Source organism: Glaciimonas sp. OK215, assembly GCF_057787885.1.
On sequence record NZ_CM173544.1, the window covers coordinates 53,985 to 70,591 of the forward strand.

General features: G+C 56.4%; 16 protein-coding genes. All 16 read left to right on the forward strand.

What is annotated here, in order from left to right; translation table 11 throughout:
- Window positions 1-119 precede the first annotated feature (119 nt).
- Window positions 120-1,400 (forward strand): tyrosine--tRNA ligase, encoded by a 1,281-nt coding sequence (gene tyrS / locus AC3CHX_RS00260; protein WP_488631518.1) that lies wholly within the window; start codon window positions 120-122, stop codon window positions 1,398-1,400.
- A 15-nt stretch (window positions 1,401-1,415) separates the two neighbouring features.
- Window positions 1,416-1,877, forward strand: a complete 462-nt coding sequence (gene dtd / locus AC3CHX_RS00265; protein WP_488631519.1) for a D-aminoacyl-tRNA deacylase — start codon at window positions 1,416-1,418, stop codon at window positions 1,875-1,877.
- A 55-nt stretch (window positions 1,878-1,932) separates the two neighbouring features.
- Entirely contained in the window at window positions 1,933-2,568 is a 636-nt protein-coding gene (locus AC3CHX_RS00270; protein WP_488631520.1) for a YbhB/YbcL family Raf kinase inhibitor-like protein, read from the forward strand.
- A 132-nt stretch (window positions 2,569-2,700) separates the two neighbouring features.
- Complete coding sequence (locus AC3CHX_RS00275; protein WP_488644677.1) at window positions 2,701-3,345, forward strand: histidine phosphatase family protein; 645 nt, start codon at window positions 2,701-2,703, stop codon at window positions 3,343-3,345.
- A gap of 168 nt (window positions 3,346-3,513) precedes the next feature.
- On the forward strand, window positions 3,514-4,731 hold the full coding sequence (locus AC3CHX_RS00280) for a sensor domain-containing diguanylate cyclase (RefSeq protein ID WP_488631521.1): 1,218 nt from the start codon (window positions 3,514-3,516) through the stop codon (window positions 4,729-4,731).
- Window positions 4,732-4,826: 95 nt separating this feature from the next.
- Window positions 4,827-5,840 carry a tRNA dihydrouridine synthase DusB gene (dusB, locus tag AC3CHX_RS00285; RefSeq protein ID WP_488631522.1) on the forward strand — a complete coding sequence of 338 codons (1,014 nt, stop codon included), beginning with the start codon at window positions 4,827-4,829 and terminating at the stop codon, window positions 5,838-5,840.
- Window positions 5,841-5,939: 99 nt separating this feature from the next.
- Window positions 5,940-6,173 carry a Fis family transcriptional regulator gene (locus AC3CHX_RS00290; RefSeq protein ID WP_488631523.1) on the forward strand — a complete coding sequence of 78 codons (234 nt, stop codon included), beginning with the start codon at window positions 5,940-5,942 and terminating at the stop codon, window positions 6,171-6,173.
- 186 nt (window positions 6,174-6,359) lie between these two features.
- A complete protein-coding gene (purH, locus tag AC3CHX_RS00295; protein WP_488631524.1) occupies window positions 6,360-7,925 on the forward strand; it encodes a bifunctional phosphoribosylaminoimidazolecarboxamide formyltransferase/IMP cyclohydrolase in 1,566 nt (521 codons plus the stop codon).
- A gap of 120 nt (window positions 7,926-8,045) precedes the next feature.
- Window positions 8,046-8,588, forward strand: coding sequence for a crossover junction endodeoxyribonuclease RuvC (gene ruvC / locus AC3CHX_RS00300; RefSeq protein ID WP_488631525.1), 543 nt, complete (start codon window positions 8,046-8,048; stop codon window positions 8,586-8,588).
- Window positions 8,589-8,995: 407 nt separating this feature from the next.
- Window positions 8,996-9,424: a division/cell wall cluster transcriptional repressor MraZ gene (gene mraZ / locus AC3CHX_RS00305; RefSeq protein ID WP_488631526.1), complete on the forward strand. Its 429-nt coding sequence runs from the start codon at window positions 8,996-8,998 to the stop codon at window positions 9,422-9,424.
- Between the two features lie 10 nt (window positions 9,425-9,434).
- Window positions 9,435-10,421, forward strand: a complete 987-nt coding sequence (rsmH, locus tag AC3CHX_RS00310) for a 16S rRNA (cytosine(1402)-N(4))-methyltransferase RsmH (protein WP_488631527.1) — start codon at window positions 9,435-9,437, stop codon at window positions 10,419-10,421.
- Window positions 10,418-10,690, forward strand: coding sequence for a cell division protein FtsL (ftsL, locus tag AC3CHX_RS00315; RefSeq protein WP_488631528.1), 273 nt, complete (start codon window positions 10,418-10,420; stop codon window positions 10,688-10,690). Before rsmH ends, ftsL begins: the two co-directional genes overlap by 4 nt.
- Entirely contained in the window at window positions 10,687-12,450 is a 1,764-nt protein-coding gene (locus AC3CHX_RS00320; protein ID WP_488631529.1) for a peptidoglycan D,D-transpeptidase FtsI family protein, read from the forward strand. Before ftsL ends, AC3CHX_RS00320 begins: the two co-directional genes overlap by 4 nt.
- The gene (locus AC3CHX_RS00325; protein ID WP_488631530.1) at window positions 12,450-14,006 is read left to right on the forward strand and encodes a UDP-N-acetylmuramoyl-L-alanyl-D-glutamate--2,6-diaminopimelate ligase; all 1,557 of its coding nucleotides are present in this window, start codon (window positions 12,450-12,452) and stop codon (window positions 14,004-14,006) included. Before AC3CHX_RS00320 ends, AC3CHX_RS00325 begins: the two co-directional genes overlap by 1 nt.
- Window positions 14,003-15,433, forward strand: a complete 1,431-nt coding sequence (locus tag AC3CHX_RS00330; RefSeq protein ID WP_488631531.1) for a UDP-N-acetylmuramoyl-tripeptide--D-alanyl-D-alanine ligase — start codon at window positions 14,003-14,005, stop codon at window positions 15,431-15,433. The genes AC3CHX_RS00325 and AC3CHX_RS00330 overlap by 4 nt, the downstream gene beginning before the upstream one ends.
- Entirely contained in the window at window positions 15,433-16,602 is a 1,170-nt protein-coding gene (gene mraY / locus AC3CHX_RS00335; protein WP_488631532.1) for a phospho-N-acetylmuramoyl-pentapeptide-transferase, read from the forward strand. Before AC3CHX_RS00330 ends, mraY begins: the two co-directional genes overlap by 1 nt.
- The last annotated feature ends 5 nt before the right edge of the window (window positions 16,603-16,607 follow it).

Below are 16,607 nucleotides of genomic sequence, written 5' to 3' on the forward strand. Positions count from 1 at the left end.
CTTTCAAAGTGTTAAATCACTCGTTGGTAATTGTGTCTTCCTTCGCATTGGACCTCATTCACCCTGTGCAGTGCGCTGACTTTTAAGAATCTACTCTCGCTATACGCTAGAAATATCCTATGTCTCTTCATCCCCAGAATATTGCACCGAGCGCGACAGACAACGCCGTCGCGGCCGCCGAAAACAAGCCATTGGTCCTGTCCGACAAGGTTCAGGAAGCATTGGCCATCACCAAACGCGGCATTGATGAACTGCTGATCGAAGCGGATTTCGCGCGCAAATTGCAGCGCTCCGAGCAAACCGGCAAGCCATTGCGCATCAAACTCGGACTCGATCCGACTGCACCAGATTTGCACCTCGGTCACACCGTGGTACTCAACAAGATGCGACAGCTGCAAGATCTGGGCCATAACGTGATCTTCCTGATCGGCGATTTTACCTCGATGATCGGCGATCCGTCAGGCCGGAACATCACGCGTCCGCCATTGACGCGCGAGCAGATCGAAGAAAACGCCAAGACCTATTTTGCCCAGGCCAGTTTGGTCCTGGACCCGGCACGCACCGAAATTCGCTATAACTCGGAATGGTCGGACAAGCTGGGTGCCCGCGGCATGATTCAGTTATCAGCCAAATACACGGTGGCGCGGATATTGGAACGGGAAGACTTTACCAAGCGCTACAAGGCTGGCACGCCGATTTCGGTGCATGAGTTGCTGTACCCGTTGATGCAAGGTTACGACTCGGTCGCGCTGGAATCCGACCTGGAACTGGGCGGCACCGACCAGAAATTCAACTTGCTGGTCGGTCGTGAGCTGCAGAAGGACTACGGCCAGGAACCGCAATGCATCCTCACCATGCCGCTGCTGGAAGGTTTGGACGGCGTTGAAAAAATGTCGAAGTCGAAGGGCAACTACATCGGCATTACCGAACCCGGCAACACCATGTTCGCCAAGATCATGAGTATTTCCGACGTCATGATGTGGCGCTATTACGAATTGCTGTCGTTCAAATCATTGGCGGATATCGCAGCGTATAAGGCGCAAGTCGCTGATGGCCAAAATCCGCGCGATATCAAAGTCGCGCTGGCACAGGAGATCGTCGCCCGTTTCCACAGTCAGCAAGCAGCGCAAGAGGCGCTTGCCGATTTCAATAATCGCGCCAAAGGCGGGATTCCCGACGATATCCCGGAAGTCAGCCTGAGCGGCGCACCACTTGGCATTGGCCAGTTGCTGAAACAAGCCAATTTGTGCCCATCGAGTTCAGAAGCGTTGCGCATGGTGGAGCAGGGCGGCGTACGGATTGACGGTACGGTGATCAGCGATAAGGCCTTGAAAGTTGATGCCGGCACGCTGGTGGTGCAAGTTGGCAAGCGCAAGTTTGCCCGTGTGACGCTGTCTTGATGCGGGCGGCGTAAATTGATTGGGCTAATTCAGCGCGTAAGCCATGCCAGCGTTGTGGTCGACGCTGTCACCATCGGCGCCATTCAGGCCGGATTGATGGTGTTGGTGTGTGCCGAGCGTGGCGATACCGAAAAACAGGCAGACGCATTATTGGCGAAATTACTCGGTTACCGGGTGTTTGCCGATGATGCCGGCAAGATGAATCGTAGCGTGACCGATGTGGCGGGCGGATTGCTGTTGGTGCCGCAGTTTACGCTGGCGGCGGATACCTGCTGCGGCACCCGACCATCCTTTACCCCGGCTGCGTCGCCCGAAGATGGACGTCGCCTGTTTGCCTATTTTGCCGCGCAGGCCGCTGCGCAACACCCCCAGGTCGCCACCGGGCGGTTTGGCGCCGACATGAAGGTGTCGTTGACCAATGATGGTCCGGTCACCTTTTGGCTGCAGGTCAAGCCGCCGGCAGCGACGATTGCCTGAATCACGTACTATTATTTACGCTGAAATTCTCACTAACACCTTATAGGAGACAGGCATGAAATTCTGGAGTGAATCCTTTGACGATGGCGCCGCTATTCCGGGCGAATTTGCTTTCGCGGTCATTGATCCCGCCACGCACCTGACCTTGTCGGCCAACCGCAATCCGCATTTTGGCTGGAGTGACTTGCCTGCCGGAACGAAATCGCTGGCGCTGATCTGCCACGATCCTGATGTGCCTTCGCGCGGCGACGATGTCAACCAGGAAGGAAAAACGGTGCCGGCAGATTTGCCGCGTGTCGATTTCTTTCACTGGGTGCTGGTTGACCTGCCGCCGCAAGCCGGCCCCATTGCCGCCGCCGCATTCAGTGCCGGCGTGACAGCACGCGGCAAGTCAGGTCCGGCGATTAGCGCCAGTCCGATCGCGGGCGCCCGCCACGGCGTGAACGATTACACTGGCTGGTTCGCTGCGGATGCCGACATGGCTGGCGACTACTTCGGCTATGACGGTCCGTGCCCGCCATGGAACGACGCGATAGTGCATCGCTACGTGTTTACGTTGTATGCGCTGGATATTCCAAATTTGCCGGTGGTTGGCAAATTTACTGGTCAGCAGGCAATGGCTGCGTTGCAGGGCCATATGCTGGATCAGGCTGCGATCACCGGTACGTATACATTGAATCCGGCGCTGTAGGAATCGGCGGGGCTCAGCGCAGCAAGGTTGAGCCCGACCATAGCGCTGGATGCATTTTTGCCAGCTTCACCTTACCTGGTCAAGCCCATTAGCACCCCCCCCCAATTCATATGTCAACAGGCCTTAATGCAGATCACAGAAATTTTATTGATTCGTCACGGTGAAACCGATTGGAACGCGGAAAAGCGTCTGCAAGGGCATCTCGATATCCGGCTGAATGCTGAAGGTCAGCGCCAAGCGCAGGCCTTGGGGCGGTGTTTGGCTGAGTTGGAACTGGATGCTGTATTTTCCAGTGACTTGCAGCGCGCGCGCCAAACTGCCGAGCCGCTGGCTATTGCGCACGGGTTGGCGGTACAGGTCGATACCGATTTGCGTGAACGATGTTATGGCGCAATGGAAGGACTGCGTCCGCCCGAGATAGCGCAACGTTTTCCGCAAGCGTATGCGGCATTGAAGGCACGTGAACCTGATGTGCGCTATCCGCCGGGCGCCAATGCGGCTGAGACGCTCAATGAGTTTGCAACGCGCGCGCTCGGCGCCTTGCAACGGATACTTGCCAACGCCAGGCATCGCCGGATCGCCATCGTTAGCCACGGCGGTGTTCTCGACTGCATTTATCGACATGCTGAAAATATGCCGCTGACGCAGGCGCGTGATTTCGCTGTTTTGAACGCCGGCATTAATCGCCTGACATGGGATGGCGAGAAATTGCGGCTGATCGCCTGGGGCGATGTGGGGCATTTGCAGGACGTCTCTTTGGATGAGGTGGATCGATAAGCCGGCTGGAAAAGGCTGATCGCATTGCCAATTCAATTCGAGGCGCACTCTGCATAAATTGTATATGACATAAATGCATAACATTAGTTAAAAGGCACTACTATAAATAATCATCGTTTGTGCTAGTCTGCTTCGGAGTGCAATCAATTCGGATTAACCGGAGCCAGCATGAAATTTAGTTTTTTCCCATCTCGCGCGCGACGCGCAACTAATGCATCCCCCGACTCCGAACCAGACTCCGCTGCAGCGGCGCAGGACGTTACGCACGCTTCAGCCGACACCACACTTGATGCCGAGCGGTTAGAACTGGCCGGCGCGCTACACCAGTTATTGAGAGGACTATCGCATGAGAATGGTGGCCGCAATAGCTTGCGACGTGCATGTGAAGCGATTTTGGCGGCGACGCCGAAATTGCGCCTGGTGTGGGTCGGGTTTTGCCATGACGATGTCGGCGCAGCGATCGAGCCGACGGCGGTCATGGGGCCGGCCCTGGCTGAATCCGGAATGTGGCAATTGCCGAAGGACAGTTTCGATTTTGTCGCCCCGTATACGCAGGTAGTTGATTGGCATGCCGCCCAGGAGCATGAATTTCACGCATTGTTTACACCGTGGCAAAACAATCAGCAGCAATGCTCTGCCACGAATGCGCTGGCGATTCCATTGCGGGTGGAAAAATCCCGGATGTGCGGCATGATTGTATTTTATGCAGAGGACCCCGAATACTTCAGCGCTACCGGTTTAGCCTCGTTTCAAGCCTTTGCCTATGTCTGCGAAGTGATCTGGAAGCAGTCGCATGTATCACATTTGCTGAGCCAGCACACGCGCCTGGATCGTTTGACAGGACTATTGAATCGGCAGCGCGTCGCCCGTGTTTTTGAGCGCAGCGTAGCTGAAGCTCTGCAGACCGAACCAGCGCAGGCGCTATCGGTCATATACTGTTGCCTGCACGATTTTGGCAAGCTTAGCGCCTTGTATGGTTGGGTAGCCGCCGATAACATGTTGGCGGCTTTTGCCAAGGCTACCAGTGCCCAGTTGCGGGAAACGGATAAGGGCGGGCGCTGGAGCAGTACCGAGTTCCTGTATGTATTGCCCGGCGCTGATGCGGACTTGGCGGCCAGCATGGTGGCATCGTTCATCGCGTATTTCAAGCAATCTCCCGTGATCGCCGATAACTGGTCGATTCGGATCGGGTTCTCGGTCGGCGCGGCGACCTATGGCGTCGATGGCCACGGACTGGATGAGTTGCTGCATCATGCCAGCCAGAACATGCGCAATTCCGCTGCTCCGACGGTGGCGTATGACAGCCCGGCGTATGACGACGCGGTGCGCTGGCGCACGGCAGCAACGGCACTCAATGGTGCGCCCGACGTCGAACCGCCGAGATGAGACGGATCCGGCACATTTCAGCTAGGCCATCGTCATTCGCGATAAAATACGCGCATTCCCCCGATTAATGCCCTCCTAACACTGCCCAAACTGCCGTGAATATTGGCCCTTATTTACTTCGTAACAATGTCTTTGTGGCACCGATGGCTGGTGTCACGGACCGTCCTTTTCGGCAGCTTTGCAAAGAACTGGGGGCCGGTTACGCAGTCTCCGAAATGGCAGCCTCCAATCCGCGTCTATGGCAGACCGAGAAAACGTCGCGCCGCATCAATCACGATGGCGAAATGGAGCCGCGTGCGGTGCAAATCGCCGGCGCCGATCCGAACATGTTGGCTGAGTGTGCCAAATACAACGTTGATCATGGCGCGCAAATCATCGACATCAACATGGGCTGTCCTGTCAAAAAGGTATGCAATAGCTGGTGTGGTTCCGCCTTGTTGCAGGACGAGCAACTGGTGGCGCGGATTCTGGATGCGGTAGTGGCCGCGGTCGATGTCCCTGTGACATTGAAATTCCGGACTGGCTGGGATCGCCTGAACAAGAACGCACTGAATATCGCGCGCCTGGCAGAAGCCAGCGGGATTGCCATGTTGACGCTGCATGGCCGCACGCGTGCCGACGCTTATCGCGGTGACGCCGAATATGCAACTATCGCTGCAGTCAAGGCGGCTGTGTCGATTCCAGTGGTAGCCAACGGTGACATTACGACCCCGGAAAAAGCCCGCGAGGTGTTGGATCTCACCAAGGCCGACGCCATTATGGTCGGCCGTGCCGCACAAGGGCGGCCATGGGTATTTCGTGAGATCGAACATTTTTTGCGCACTGGCGAGTATTTGCCGTCACCGCTGGTGACAGAGGTGCAGCACCTGATGGACGAGCATTTGCGTGCGCACTACGGGTTTTACGGTGAGTATTTAGGGGTCCGTACTGCGCGCAAGCACATAGGCTGGTACGTGCGCGACCTGCCTGGCGGCGAGGAATTCCGCCAGCGCATGAACTTGCTGGAAGATTGCGGACAACAACTTGCGGCGGTAAATAGCTTTTTTGAAATGCAGTTTGCGCATGGCGAGCGGTTACAATACGGACTCACCGAGCAGTTGGCGGCTTGAACAAAAGCAGGCAGGGATGTAGATCAGATCGTGCCGTAATGCCCGCTTCGGTCGAGTAAATAACATCAGATCAATAAAAAAAGAATAGCAAAGCAAAGAATGAGCAAAGAAAGTATTCAGGATGTCGTCAGGAAAAGCCTTGAAAAGTATTTCAAGGACTTAGGCGAACAACCACCATCAAATGTGTATGACATGGTGATTTCCACGGTTGAAAAGCCAGTGCTGGAAGCGGTCATTGCACGCGCCGAAGGTAATCAGTCGCATGCGGCCGAGATGCTTGGGATCAATCGCAACACACTGCGCAAGAAGCTGCAGCAGCACGGCTTATTGTAATTTTTTAAACCCTCGAAACGAACAATGCAAAACAAGGTGTGTCGGTAGTGGACAGTCTGATGTGCCGGGCGGATAGCTTCCGCTGGAGTAAGCAAGCGCTGCAGGCGCATGTGGTTAAACAGATTTCACGCCGGTTTGATTGTTCGTTGTTTGTCAGTTATTCATCATTTCCCGAGTTCCCCCACCATGATTAAACAAGCTCTCATATCCGTCTCCGACAAGACCGGCATTCTCGAATTTTCCCGCGAGCTGGCCGCGCTGGGTGTGAATATTCTGTCGACCGGCGGTACCGCCAAGCTACTTGCAGACAACGGCATCAAGGTGACCGAAGTCGCGGATTACACTGGTTTCCCGGAAATGCTGGATGGACGCGTCAAGACACTACACCCCAAAGTACATGGCGGCATTCTGGCGCGCCGTGATTTTCCCGAGCACGTTGACGCGTTGGCACAACATCAGATTCCTACCATCGATATGGTGGTGGTCAATCTGTACCCATTCCAGCAGACCATCGCCAAGGAACAGTGCACGCTGGAAGATGCGATCGAAAACATCGACATCGGCGGTCCCGCCATGTTGCGCTCGGCGGCCAAGAATCACAAAGATGTGATTGTGCTATGCGATCCATCCGACTACGCCAAGGTGCTGGCCGAGTTGACGGCGAATCAGGGCGAAGCCACTTACGAAACCAAATTTGCCTTGGCCAAGAAAGTCTTCGCTCACACCGCGCAATACGATGGCGCTATTACCAACTATTTCACTGCGCTCGGTGAAGACAAGCAGCACGCGACGCGCAGCGCCTACCCAGCCACGCTCAACCTGCATTTCGAAAAAGTACAAGAAATGCGTTACGGTGAAAATCCGCATCAGTCGGCTGCCTTTTACCGCGATATCAACCAGATGCAAGGTGCCCTGGCGAATTACCGCCAATTGCAAGGAAAAGAGCTGTCCTACAACAACATCGCCGACGCCGACGCCGCGTGGGAATGTGTCAAGACCTTCGACGAAACTGCCTGTGTCATCGTAAAACATGCCAATCCGTGCGGCGTTGCTGTGGGTGCGAACGTGCTGGAAGCCTACAGCAAGGCATTTCAAACTGACCCGACCTCGGCTTTCGGCGGCATCATCGCGTTCAACCAGGAAGTGGATGGCAGCGCTGCCGAAGCCGTTGCCAAGCAATTTGTCGAAGTCCTGATCGCGCCATCGTTTACCGAGCAGGCCAAGCAAATTTTCGCCGGCAAACAAAACGTGCGTCTGCTGGAAATTTCGCTCGGTAAAGGCCTGAATACGTACGACTTCAAGCGCGTTGGCGGCGGCTTGCTGGTGCAAGCGCCGGATGCCAGGAACGTCGCGCTGGCGGAAATCAAAGTGGTCAGCAAAAAACAGCCAACCCAGCAACAGCTGCAAGACCTGATGTTCGCCTGGCGCGTGGCCAAGTTTGTCAAGTCGAACGCCATCGTTTTTTGCGGCAATGGCATGACGCTGGGCGTCGGTGCCGGTCAGATGAGTCGTGTCGACTCTGCCCGCATCGCTTCGATCAAGGCGCAAAACGCCGGCCTGTCGCTGGTCGGTTCGGCGGTTGCTTCGGATGCATTCTTCCCGTTCCGTGACGGTCTGGATGTCGTTGTCGATGCTGGCGCAACTTGCGTGATTCAACCGGGCGGCTCGATGCGTGATCAGGAAGTGATTGATGCCGCCGACGAGCATGGGGTGGTCATGTTGTTGACCGGCACCCGTCATTTCCGTCATTAAGCCTGCGTCAGGCGACTGTCGTTGCTGTTTGGTTAAACGATCGTCGCCATCAATGTTGCGTCTGGGCTCGCCGGCTGATCGGTGAGCTGCAAGCGCTCTGAGTTAGTCTTCCGTCCGTATATGAGAATTCTCGGTATCGATCCCGGTTTGCGTACCACCGGCTTTGGTGTGATCGACAAGCAGGGCCACAAGCTGACCTATGTCGCGTCGGGCACCATCAAAACCCCGGATGCCACTTTGCCGCAACGTCTGAAGGTCATACTCGCCAGCGTTTCCGAAGTGGTGCGTACGTATTCCCCAGACTGTTCGGCGATCGAAATCGTCTTCGTCAACGTCAATCCGCAATCAACTCTGTTGCTTGGTCAAGCCCGTGGTGCGGCGATCTGCGCGTTGGTAAGCGCCGATTTGCCGGTGGCTGAATATACTGCGTTGCAAATCAAGCAAGCGGTGGCAGGGCATGGCAAGGCGCAAAAGCAGCAAGTCCAGGACATGGTGCAGCGCCTGCTGTCTTTGCCTGGCTTGCCAGGTACCGATGCTGCCGATGCATTGGCGGTCGCGATCTGTCATGCGCACAGCGGCGATGCGCTGGCGACGCTGGGGGCGCTAGCTCCCGCGCTGGCGAAAAAGGGCTTGCGCGTCAAGGGTGGTCGTTTAATCGGCTAGCTGGCTGCCAGATCTTTTAGGTGCACAAGCGTGTTCGTCTCATCCTCAGTCGGACCTCCAGTTGTTGCTTAAATCCGAATGGCGCCGCAAGCCAATTGCGCGGTTTTGCGAATAGTGATGCGCGCAAAACACATGTGTTTATCTCAGATGCGACTTTTATAGTGTTTTGTAAGTCCTTCATTTATTGAGGTATTTGGATTCCGAGTATCTCTGGAGTTGTTGAGAAGATTCGCTAAGTCATTGACTTTACACAAAAATTTGCAAATCACATGGGCTAAATGGCTTGACCGCACATAATGCATCCTCTAAAGTGGGTGCTAGTGTGAAAAAGTGTATTTTTGTGGGGCATTTTGCTGTTGTCGGTGCAAAATTTTTCCACTGTCCAAATAATTCAATAGGAGTCTGCGGTGTTTCAGGGTGCGTCAGCGTTAAATCTCGATGCAAAAGGACGGATGTCTGTGCCGTCCAAGCATCGTGACGCGCTGACCGTTCAGTGTGCAGGTCGCCTGACCGTCACCAAGCACCCGCATGGCTGCCTGCTGCTCTTCCCGCGCCCGACATGGGAAAGTCATCGCGAGCAAATCGCGGCCTGGCCGATGTCGGCGCGTGCCTGGCAACGTATTTTTCTTGGCAATGCCTCTGATGTCGAGCTCGATTCTGCAGGGCGGATTTTGATCGCTCCGGAATTGCGCACGGCAGTTGGCTTGTCGCGTGAAGTGATGTTGTTGGGAATGGGAAGTCATTTCGAGATTTGGGATGCAGCCAAGCTGGCCGAGAGCGAGTCGCAAGCGGTGGCGGCTGGCATGCCCGAAGTGTTAAGTAACTTTTCATTCTGACGGCGCCAAGATGACTGAACAATCGGTGCCCGAATTCCAGCACCGCACGGTGTTGCTGGATGAAGCTGTAGATGCATTGAACATTACCGGCCTGCGTGCGGACGGCATTTATGTCGATGGCACGTTCGGCCGTGGTGGACACAGCCGGAAAATTTTAGAAAGCCTGGGGCCGCGCGGCCGCCTGATTGCGTTCGATAAGGACCCGCAAGCGATTGCGACCGCGAACACCATCGTCGATCCGCGTTTTGAGATCGTGCATGACAGTTTTGCAACGATGGCAGAGGCTTTGCAGGAACGCAATATTGCGCAAGTAGATGGCGTGTTGCTGGATCTTGGGATTTCATCGCCTCAGGTGGACGATGCCAGCCGGGGTTTCAGCTTTCGCGCGGATGGTCCGCTTGATATGCGCATGGATACTACGCGCGGCATGTCCGCAGCGGCGTGGCTGGCGATCGCGGATGAACAAACAATTGGAAAGGTAGTGCGGGAATATGGGGAAGAACGGTTTGCTGTTCAGATTGCAAAGGCGATTGTTGCTGGCCGGGCAGTCCAGCCAATTTCAACCACACGACAGCTTGCCGCGATCGTGGCAAACGCTGTCAAAACCCGCGAGAAAGGTAAAGACCCGGCCACTCGCACCTTTCAAGCTATACGGATTTTCATCAATAAAGAGCTTGAAGAACTCGAAATAGTCCTGGATCAGGCGTTTGGACAGATGTCGCTGCAGGGGAGATTGGTCGTGATCAGTTTTCATTCGCTGGAAGATCGCATCGTCAAACAGTACATGGCCTCCAAAGCCAAGCTACCGCAGCCTGACCGTCGCCTGCCGATTCGCGCAGTCGATTTGCCGCAGCCGCAGTTGAAGCTGGTGTCGCGGGTTAAACCCTCTGACGCCGAAGTCGCCGCCAATCCGCGTGCCCGTTCTGCCATCATGCGCGTCGGTGAGCGTCTCGCCGACAGTCCAAAACCCGGTGCCACGCCTGGAACTCAGGCATGACCGGCCGTCTCAATTTCGTGTTGGCGCTGGCTTTAGTGCTGTGCGCGCTGGCACTCGTCAACGCACAGTACCAGGCGCGCCAGCTATTCATCGAATTGGAGCGGGCACAAAGCCAGGCGCGGCAACTGGATATCGAGTGGGCGCAATTGCAACTCGATCAATCGACGCTGGGCAAGAACGCAAGAATTGAAGCCAGCGCCCGGCGCGACCTCAATATGGTGCCGTTGACACCGGAACGCACCCAGTATTTGATGACGGGGGGCAAATGACGCGTAATCCTCCGCGTACCGCTGCTTCCAAAGGTGTGCCTTTTTCCGCCAGCCCGGTATTGAAAGTCAGATTGCCGACATGGCGTTCGCGCGTCGTGCTGTTCATGCTGTTTGCCGCTTTTCTGGCCTTGGTGGCAAGGGCGTTGTGGTTACAGGGAGTGTCTACCGACTTTTTGCAAAAACAGGGTGCCTCGCGCTACGCCCGCACGCTGGAATTGCCAGCGACACGCGGCAAGATTACAGATCGCAACGGTCAGGTATTGGCGTCATCGGTACCGGTCAAGGCGGTCTGGGCGATTCCCGACGACGTTCAGCAAGCGCCGCCGGAAAAGTTGCAAGCGCTGGCCAGGCTGCTGGATATGACGCAGGCCGAGTTAACAAAAAAACTCGATTCTGACCGTAGTTTTGTTTACCTGAAGCGGCAAGTCGAAAAGGATGCCTCGGACCAGATCGCCAAGCTGGGTATTGCCGGCATCGAAACTCGGCCGGAATACAAGCGCTTCTATCCGGAAGGTGAGGTGGCGGCGCACGTGGTTGGTTTTACCAACGTCGAAGATGCCGGGCAGGACGGCATGGAACTGTCACAGCAAAAATCGTTGGCGGGAACAACCGGCAGCCGGCGCGTCATTAAAGACCGTCTTGGTCGTATCGTTGAAGATATCGAAGCAGTCAAGGAGCCGCATGACGGCCATGATCTGGTGTTGTCGATTGATAGCAAGATTCAGTACATTGCCTTCACGCAGCTGAAAGAAGCGGTTGAAAAGTTCAAAGCCAAAGCCGGCGGCATCGTGGTGGTCGACGCCAAAAGCGGCGAGGTGCTGGCATTGGCCAATCTGCCCAGCTATAACCCCAACGACCGCTCGGTACTCACCGGTGCACAATTGCGCAATCGCGTGATGACCGATACCTTTGAGCCCGGTTCAACGCTGAAACCATTCACCGTGGCATTGGCGCTTGACACCAATCGCGTGCAGGCAGACACCACCTTTCAGGTTCCCGATAAAATGACGATAGGCACTGCCACCATCGGCGATTCGCATCCGCACGGCTTGCTGACGATGAGCGTCGCTCAGATCATCCAGAAATCATCCAATCTCGGCACCGCCAAGATCGCACTGCAAATGCCGGCCGAAGAGATGTGGGAAATGTTCACCACCGTGGGCCTTGGTCAGCAACCAAAGTTTGGTTTCCCCGGGGCTGTCGCCGGTCGTGTACGTCCCTTTAAATCATGGCGCCCGATTGAGCAGGCGACCATGAGCTACGGCCACGGGATCTCGGTATCGCTGATCCAGATGGCGCACGCTTACACGATTTTTGCACGCAACGGCGATCTGATCCCGTTGTCATTCCAAAAAGTAACCGAGCCGCCGGTCGGTCAGCGCGTGGTCTCCGAAAAGACTGCGCTCACCATGCGTGCCATGCTGGAACGGGTGACCGCGCCAGGCGGTACGGCACCGAAAGCACAGGTGCCCGGTTATCGGGTGGGCGGCAAAACGGGTACTGCCTACAAGATCGAAGGTGGTAAATACGTCAAGAAATATATTGCCGATTTTGTGGGTTTCGCGCCGGCCTCCGATCCTCGCCTGATCGTCGCGGTGATGATCGATGAGCCCAGCGTCGGCTCGCACTTTGGCGGAGATGTGGCCGCGCCGGTGTTTGCGACGGTGGTTGCCAATGCATTGCGGACGTTAAATATTCAACCTGACTCGAGCATCACCGACATCATTATCCCAGCCGATGGTCCAAAGGAGAGCTTCTGATGACTGCCACGGTATCTGAGCTGGCTACTATCCAGACATGGTTGCAGGGGCTTGCAACGCCGGCGCGGCCGACCTTCGCGCTGGTGTCCGACTCGCGCAAAATTAATGTCGGCGATGTATTTTTTGCCTATCCGGGCGATGATGCCGATGGCCGCGCATACATTGCCCAGGCACTGCAAAATGGCGCTGGCGGCGTGCTGTATGAGGCCGATCAGTTTAATTGGGATGCGGCCTGGGAGGTGCCGCATCTGGCGGTCGATGGGTTGAAAAAAATCGCCGGTCCGATCGCGAACGGTTTTTATCAACAGCCCGACCGGGACATGAGCATCATTGCGGTGACCGGTACCAATGGCAAGACTTCATGCAGTCAATGGTTAGGACACGCATTGGCGCAACTGGGGCAAGCCACCGGTGTGATCGGCACGCTGGGTGTCGGCATCTTTGCCCCGCAGCAGCAGGCCGAATTCGAGGTCACAGGTTACACCACGCCCGATGCGGTCCTGCTGCAGGGCGAGTTAACCAGACTGCAACAGGCGGGAGTACAGGCGCTGGCGATCGAGGCGTCGTCTATCGGCCTCGACCAGGGCCGGCTGAACGGCATGCATGTCGATATTGCATTGTTCACCAATTTCACCCGCGATCATCTCGATTATCACGGTGATATGGCGAGCTACGAAGCGGCCAAGCGAGCGCTGTTTGACTGGCCAGGCTTGCAGCATGCGGTGATTAATCTGGACGATGAGATGGGCATACGCCTGGTGCGCCATCTGCAACAAAAAGGCGCGCCGATAGCGGTTATCGGCTACGCATTGACGGATTTGGCGATGGAGGCGGCTGCGGCGTTGGGCGAGTTTCCGATATTGCGCGCGAGCGCGGTGCGTACCAGCGCTAGCGGCACGGTATTCCACCTGGACTCGCCGTTCGGTAGCGGCCAGATTAAAACGCAGCTGGTTGGCCAGTTTAATGTCAGTAACGTGCTAGGCATCTTCGGCGTGCTACTCGCCAAAGGGATCGCATGGGACGCGGCGCTCAACGCGATTGAACGGCTGACTGCGGTTCCGGGACGCATGGAGCAATTTGGTGGGCATGATGCGCCGCTAATTGTGATTGATTACGCGCACACCCCGGATGCGCTGGAAAAAACATTGCTGACTTTGCGTCAGGTGGCGCAGCAGCGCGGCGGCGAGTTGTGGTGTGTATTCGGTTGCGGCGGCGATCGCGATCCGGGCAAACGGCCGCAGATGGGGGCAGTCGCAGAGTTGGCGGACCACTTGATCGTCACCAGCGACAATCCGCGCAGCGAAGATCCGGCCGTCATCATTGAGCAGATTCTGCGCGGCATGAAGTCAGCGGCAAGCGCACAGACGCAGGCAGACCGGGCTGCTGCGATTTTGCGTGCGGTGCGTAAGGCCGGTAAAGCCGATGTGGTGCTGCTGGCTGGCAAAGGGCACGAAACCTATCAGGAAATCAAAGGAAAGAAATTGCCGTTTTTGGATGCCGATCATGCTGCGTTGGCGTTAGCGTCGCGCGCGACGACGAAAGGTGGTGCCGCATGATCAAGGCCTCACTAACAGAATTGCAATCCTGGCTGCAGTCACGGCAACAGCAGGTCAGTGTTGTCGGCACTGCGGATGCCGACAATGCTGTCGTCAATGGACTCACCACGGACAGCCGTGCGGTCGTAGCGGGTAATCTGTTTGTCGCTTTACGCGGCGAGCGCTTCGACGCCCACGACTTTCTGGATCAGGTCGTGGCCCAAGGTGTCGGCGCGCTGGTGGTTGAGCGCGCGCCGGCGAATGCATCGGTGCCGGCACTGGTGGTGGCCGATACGCGTAGCGCACTGGGCGCAATTGCGAACGGCTGGCGTCGGCAATTTTCTTTGCCATTGATCGCCGTGACCGGCAGCAACGGCAAAACCACGGTCAAGGAAATGATCGCCGCGATTCTGGCAGCGGCGTTCGGTGCCGACGGCTATCTGGCGACCCGTGGCAATCTGAATAACGAGATAGGCGTGCCGCTGACCCTGCAACGACTGGATGCCGGTCATCAGGCGGCAGTGGTCGAACTCGGCATGAATCATCCCGGCGAAATCGCGCTGCTGGCCGCCATTGCCGAGCCGACTGTCGCGCTGGTGAATAATGCGCAACGCGAACATCAGGAATTCATGGCCAGCGTCGAGGCGGTTGCCAAAGAAAACGGCGCGGTAATCAAGGCCTTGCCGGTGCACGGGATTGCGGTATTCCCGGCGGATGATCCATACACCGGGTTGTGGCGCGGCTATGCTGCGAACAAGGCCGGCTGCATGACTTTTGGCTTGTCCGCGGATGCCGATGTGCGCTGTACTTATCAGCCGACCGTATTTGGCAGCGACTTGCAAGTCAGCACGCCCACGCAGGCATTTGCGGTGCGCCTTGACGCCGCTGGCGAACACAATGTGCGCAATGCGCTGGCGGCAATTGCCTGCACCCTGGCGATAGGGGTCGAGGTCGCGGCCATTCAACGCGGTCTGGAATCCTTTGCTCCGGTCAGCGGTCGCTTGCAGCGCAAACTGGCGCAGCACACCGCTTGTGCCGGTGCTTTGGTGATAGATGACACTTACAACGCCAATCCGGATTCGGTACGCGCAGCGATAGACGTGCTGGCACAAGCTGCGGCGCCGCGTCTGTTGGTGCTGGGCGACATGGGCGAGGTCGGCAATGACGGTCCACGATTTCATCAGGAAATCGGTGCTTATGCGCGCCAACGCGGCATTACCGATCTGCTGACATTCGGTGCGCTGGCAGTCGATGCCAGCCAGGCCTTCGGCGCAGCAGCGCAACACTTCAACGACATCGCGGCACTGATTGCCGCTGTCGATTCCATTATGACGTCTGGCACGACGGTACTAGTAAAAGGCTCTCGCTTCATGCAAATGGAGCGTGTGGTTCAGCATCTGGTGAGCGTAGCTGGTGTCGTTCATTCATCATCACAGGAGACTCACTAATGCTGCTTTGGCTGGCGCAAAACTTTCAGCAGGATTTCAGTTTTCTGCGCGTGTTTAACTTTCTCACCTTCCGTGCGGTATTCGCTACGCTGACGTCGCTGGCGATTGGCCTGGTCGCCGGACCGAGCGTGATCCGCATGCTGGCGCGTCTGAAAGTCGGGCAAGCGGTGCGCACCGACGGTCCGCAAACGCACTTGATCAAATCCGGTACGCCGACCATGGGCGGCGTGCTGATTCTGATCGCGATCGGGATTTCGAGCTTGCTATGGAGCGATCTCAGCAATCGTTTTGTCTGGATCGTGCTGGTGGTGACGCTGGGTTTTGGCGCAATCGGCTGGGTCGATGACTATCGCAAGGTGGTCTACAAAGACCCGAATGGCATGCGTTCGCGTGAAAAGTATTTCTGGCAATCGCTGATCGGTGTGGTGGCGGCGATCTACCTCGCATTTTCAGTAGCGGGCGCGACCAATTTGCAGGTCTGGGATTTGTTTGTGGCCTGGATTAAATCCGGTTTCAGCATGGATTTGCCGCCGAAGGCCGACTTGATCGTGCCGTTTTTCAAGACCGTCAGTTACCCGCTGGGTGTCTGGGGCTTCATGGCGTTGACCTATTTCGTCATCGTCGGCACGAGTAACGCAGTCAATCTGACCGACGGTCTGGATGGCCTGGCCATCATGCCGACCGTATTGGTCGGTTCAGCGCTGGGTTTGTTTGCGTATCTGACGGGTAACTTTACTTTCGCCAAATATTTGCTGATTCCGCACATTCCCGGCGCCGGCGAATTGTTGATCTTCTGCGGCGCGATGGCGGGCGCCGGACTGGCTTTCCTTTGGTACAACGCCTATCCCGCCCAGGTTTTCATGGGCGACGTTGGCGCACTGGCGTTAGGCGGCGCGCTTGGCACTATCGCGGTGATTGTGCGGCAGGAAATATTGCTATTCATCATGGGCGGGATCTTCGTGGTCGAAACTCTGTCGGTGATGTTGCAAGTGATCTATTTCAAATACACCAAGATGCGTTTTGGCGTCGGTCGCCGCGTGTTGTTGATGGCGCCGTTGCACCATCACTATGAACAAAAAGGCTGGAAAGAAACGCAAGTGGTCGTACGTTTCTGGATCATCACGATGATTCTCGTGCTGTTTGGATTGTCAACGTTGAAGTTAAGGTAAAGAGC

Coding starts and splice junctions, on each gene's coding strand:
- tyrS (WP_488631518.1), top strand. CDS start 120: ATGTCTCTTCATCCCCAGAATATTGCACCGAGCGCGACAGACAACGCC.
- AC3CHX_RS00270 (WP_488631520.1), top strand. CDS start 1,933: ATGAAATTCTGGAGTGAATCCTTTGACGATGGCGCCGCTATTCCGGGC.
- AC3CHX_RS00280 (WP_488631521.1), top strand. CDS start 3,514: ATGAAATTTAGTTTTTTCCCATCTCGCGCGCGACGCGCAACTAATGCA.
- AC3CHX_RS00290 (WP_488631523.1), top strand. CDS start 5,940: ATGAGCAAAGAAAGTATTCAGGATGTCGTCAGGAAAAGCCTTGAAAAG.
- purH (WP_488631524.1), top strand. CDS start 6,360: ATGATTAAACAAGCTCTCATATCCGTCTCCGACAAGACCGGCATTCTC.
- ruvC (WP_488631525.1), top strand. CDS start 8,046: ATGAGAATTCTCGGTATCGATCCCGGTTTGCGTACCACCGGCTTTGGT.
- rsmH (WP_488631527.1), top strand. CDS start 9,435: ATGACTGAACAATCGGTGCCCGAATTCCAGCACCGCACGGTGTTGCTG.
- ftsL (WP_488631528.1), top strand. CDS start 10,418: ATGACCGGCCGTCTCAATTTCGTGTTGGCGCTGGCTTTAGTGCTGTGC.
- AC3CHX_RS00320 (WP_488631529.1), top strand. CDS start 10,687: ATGACGCGTAATCCTCCGCGTACCGCTGCTTCCAAAGGTGTGCCTTTT.
- AC3CHX_RS00325 (WP_488631530.1), top strand. CDS start 12,450: ATGACTGCCACGGTATCTGAGCTGGCTACTATCCAGACATGGTTGCAG.
- AC3CHX_RS00330 (WP_488631531.1), top strand. CDS start 14,003: ATGATCAAGGCCTCACTAACAGAATTGCAATCCTGGCTGCAGTCACGG.
- mraY (WP_488631532.1), top strand. CDS start 15,433: ATGCTGCTTTGGCTGGCGCAAAACTTTCAGCAGGATTTCAGTTTTCTG.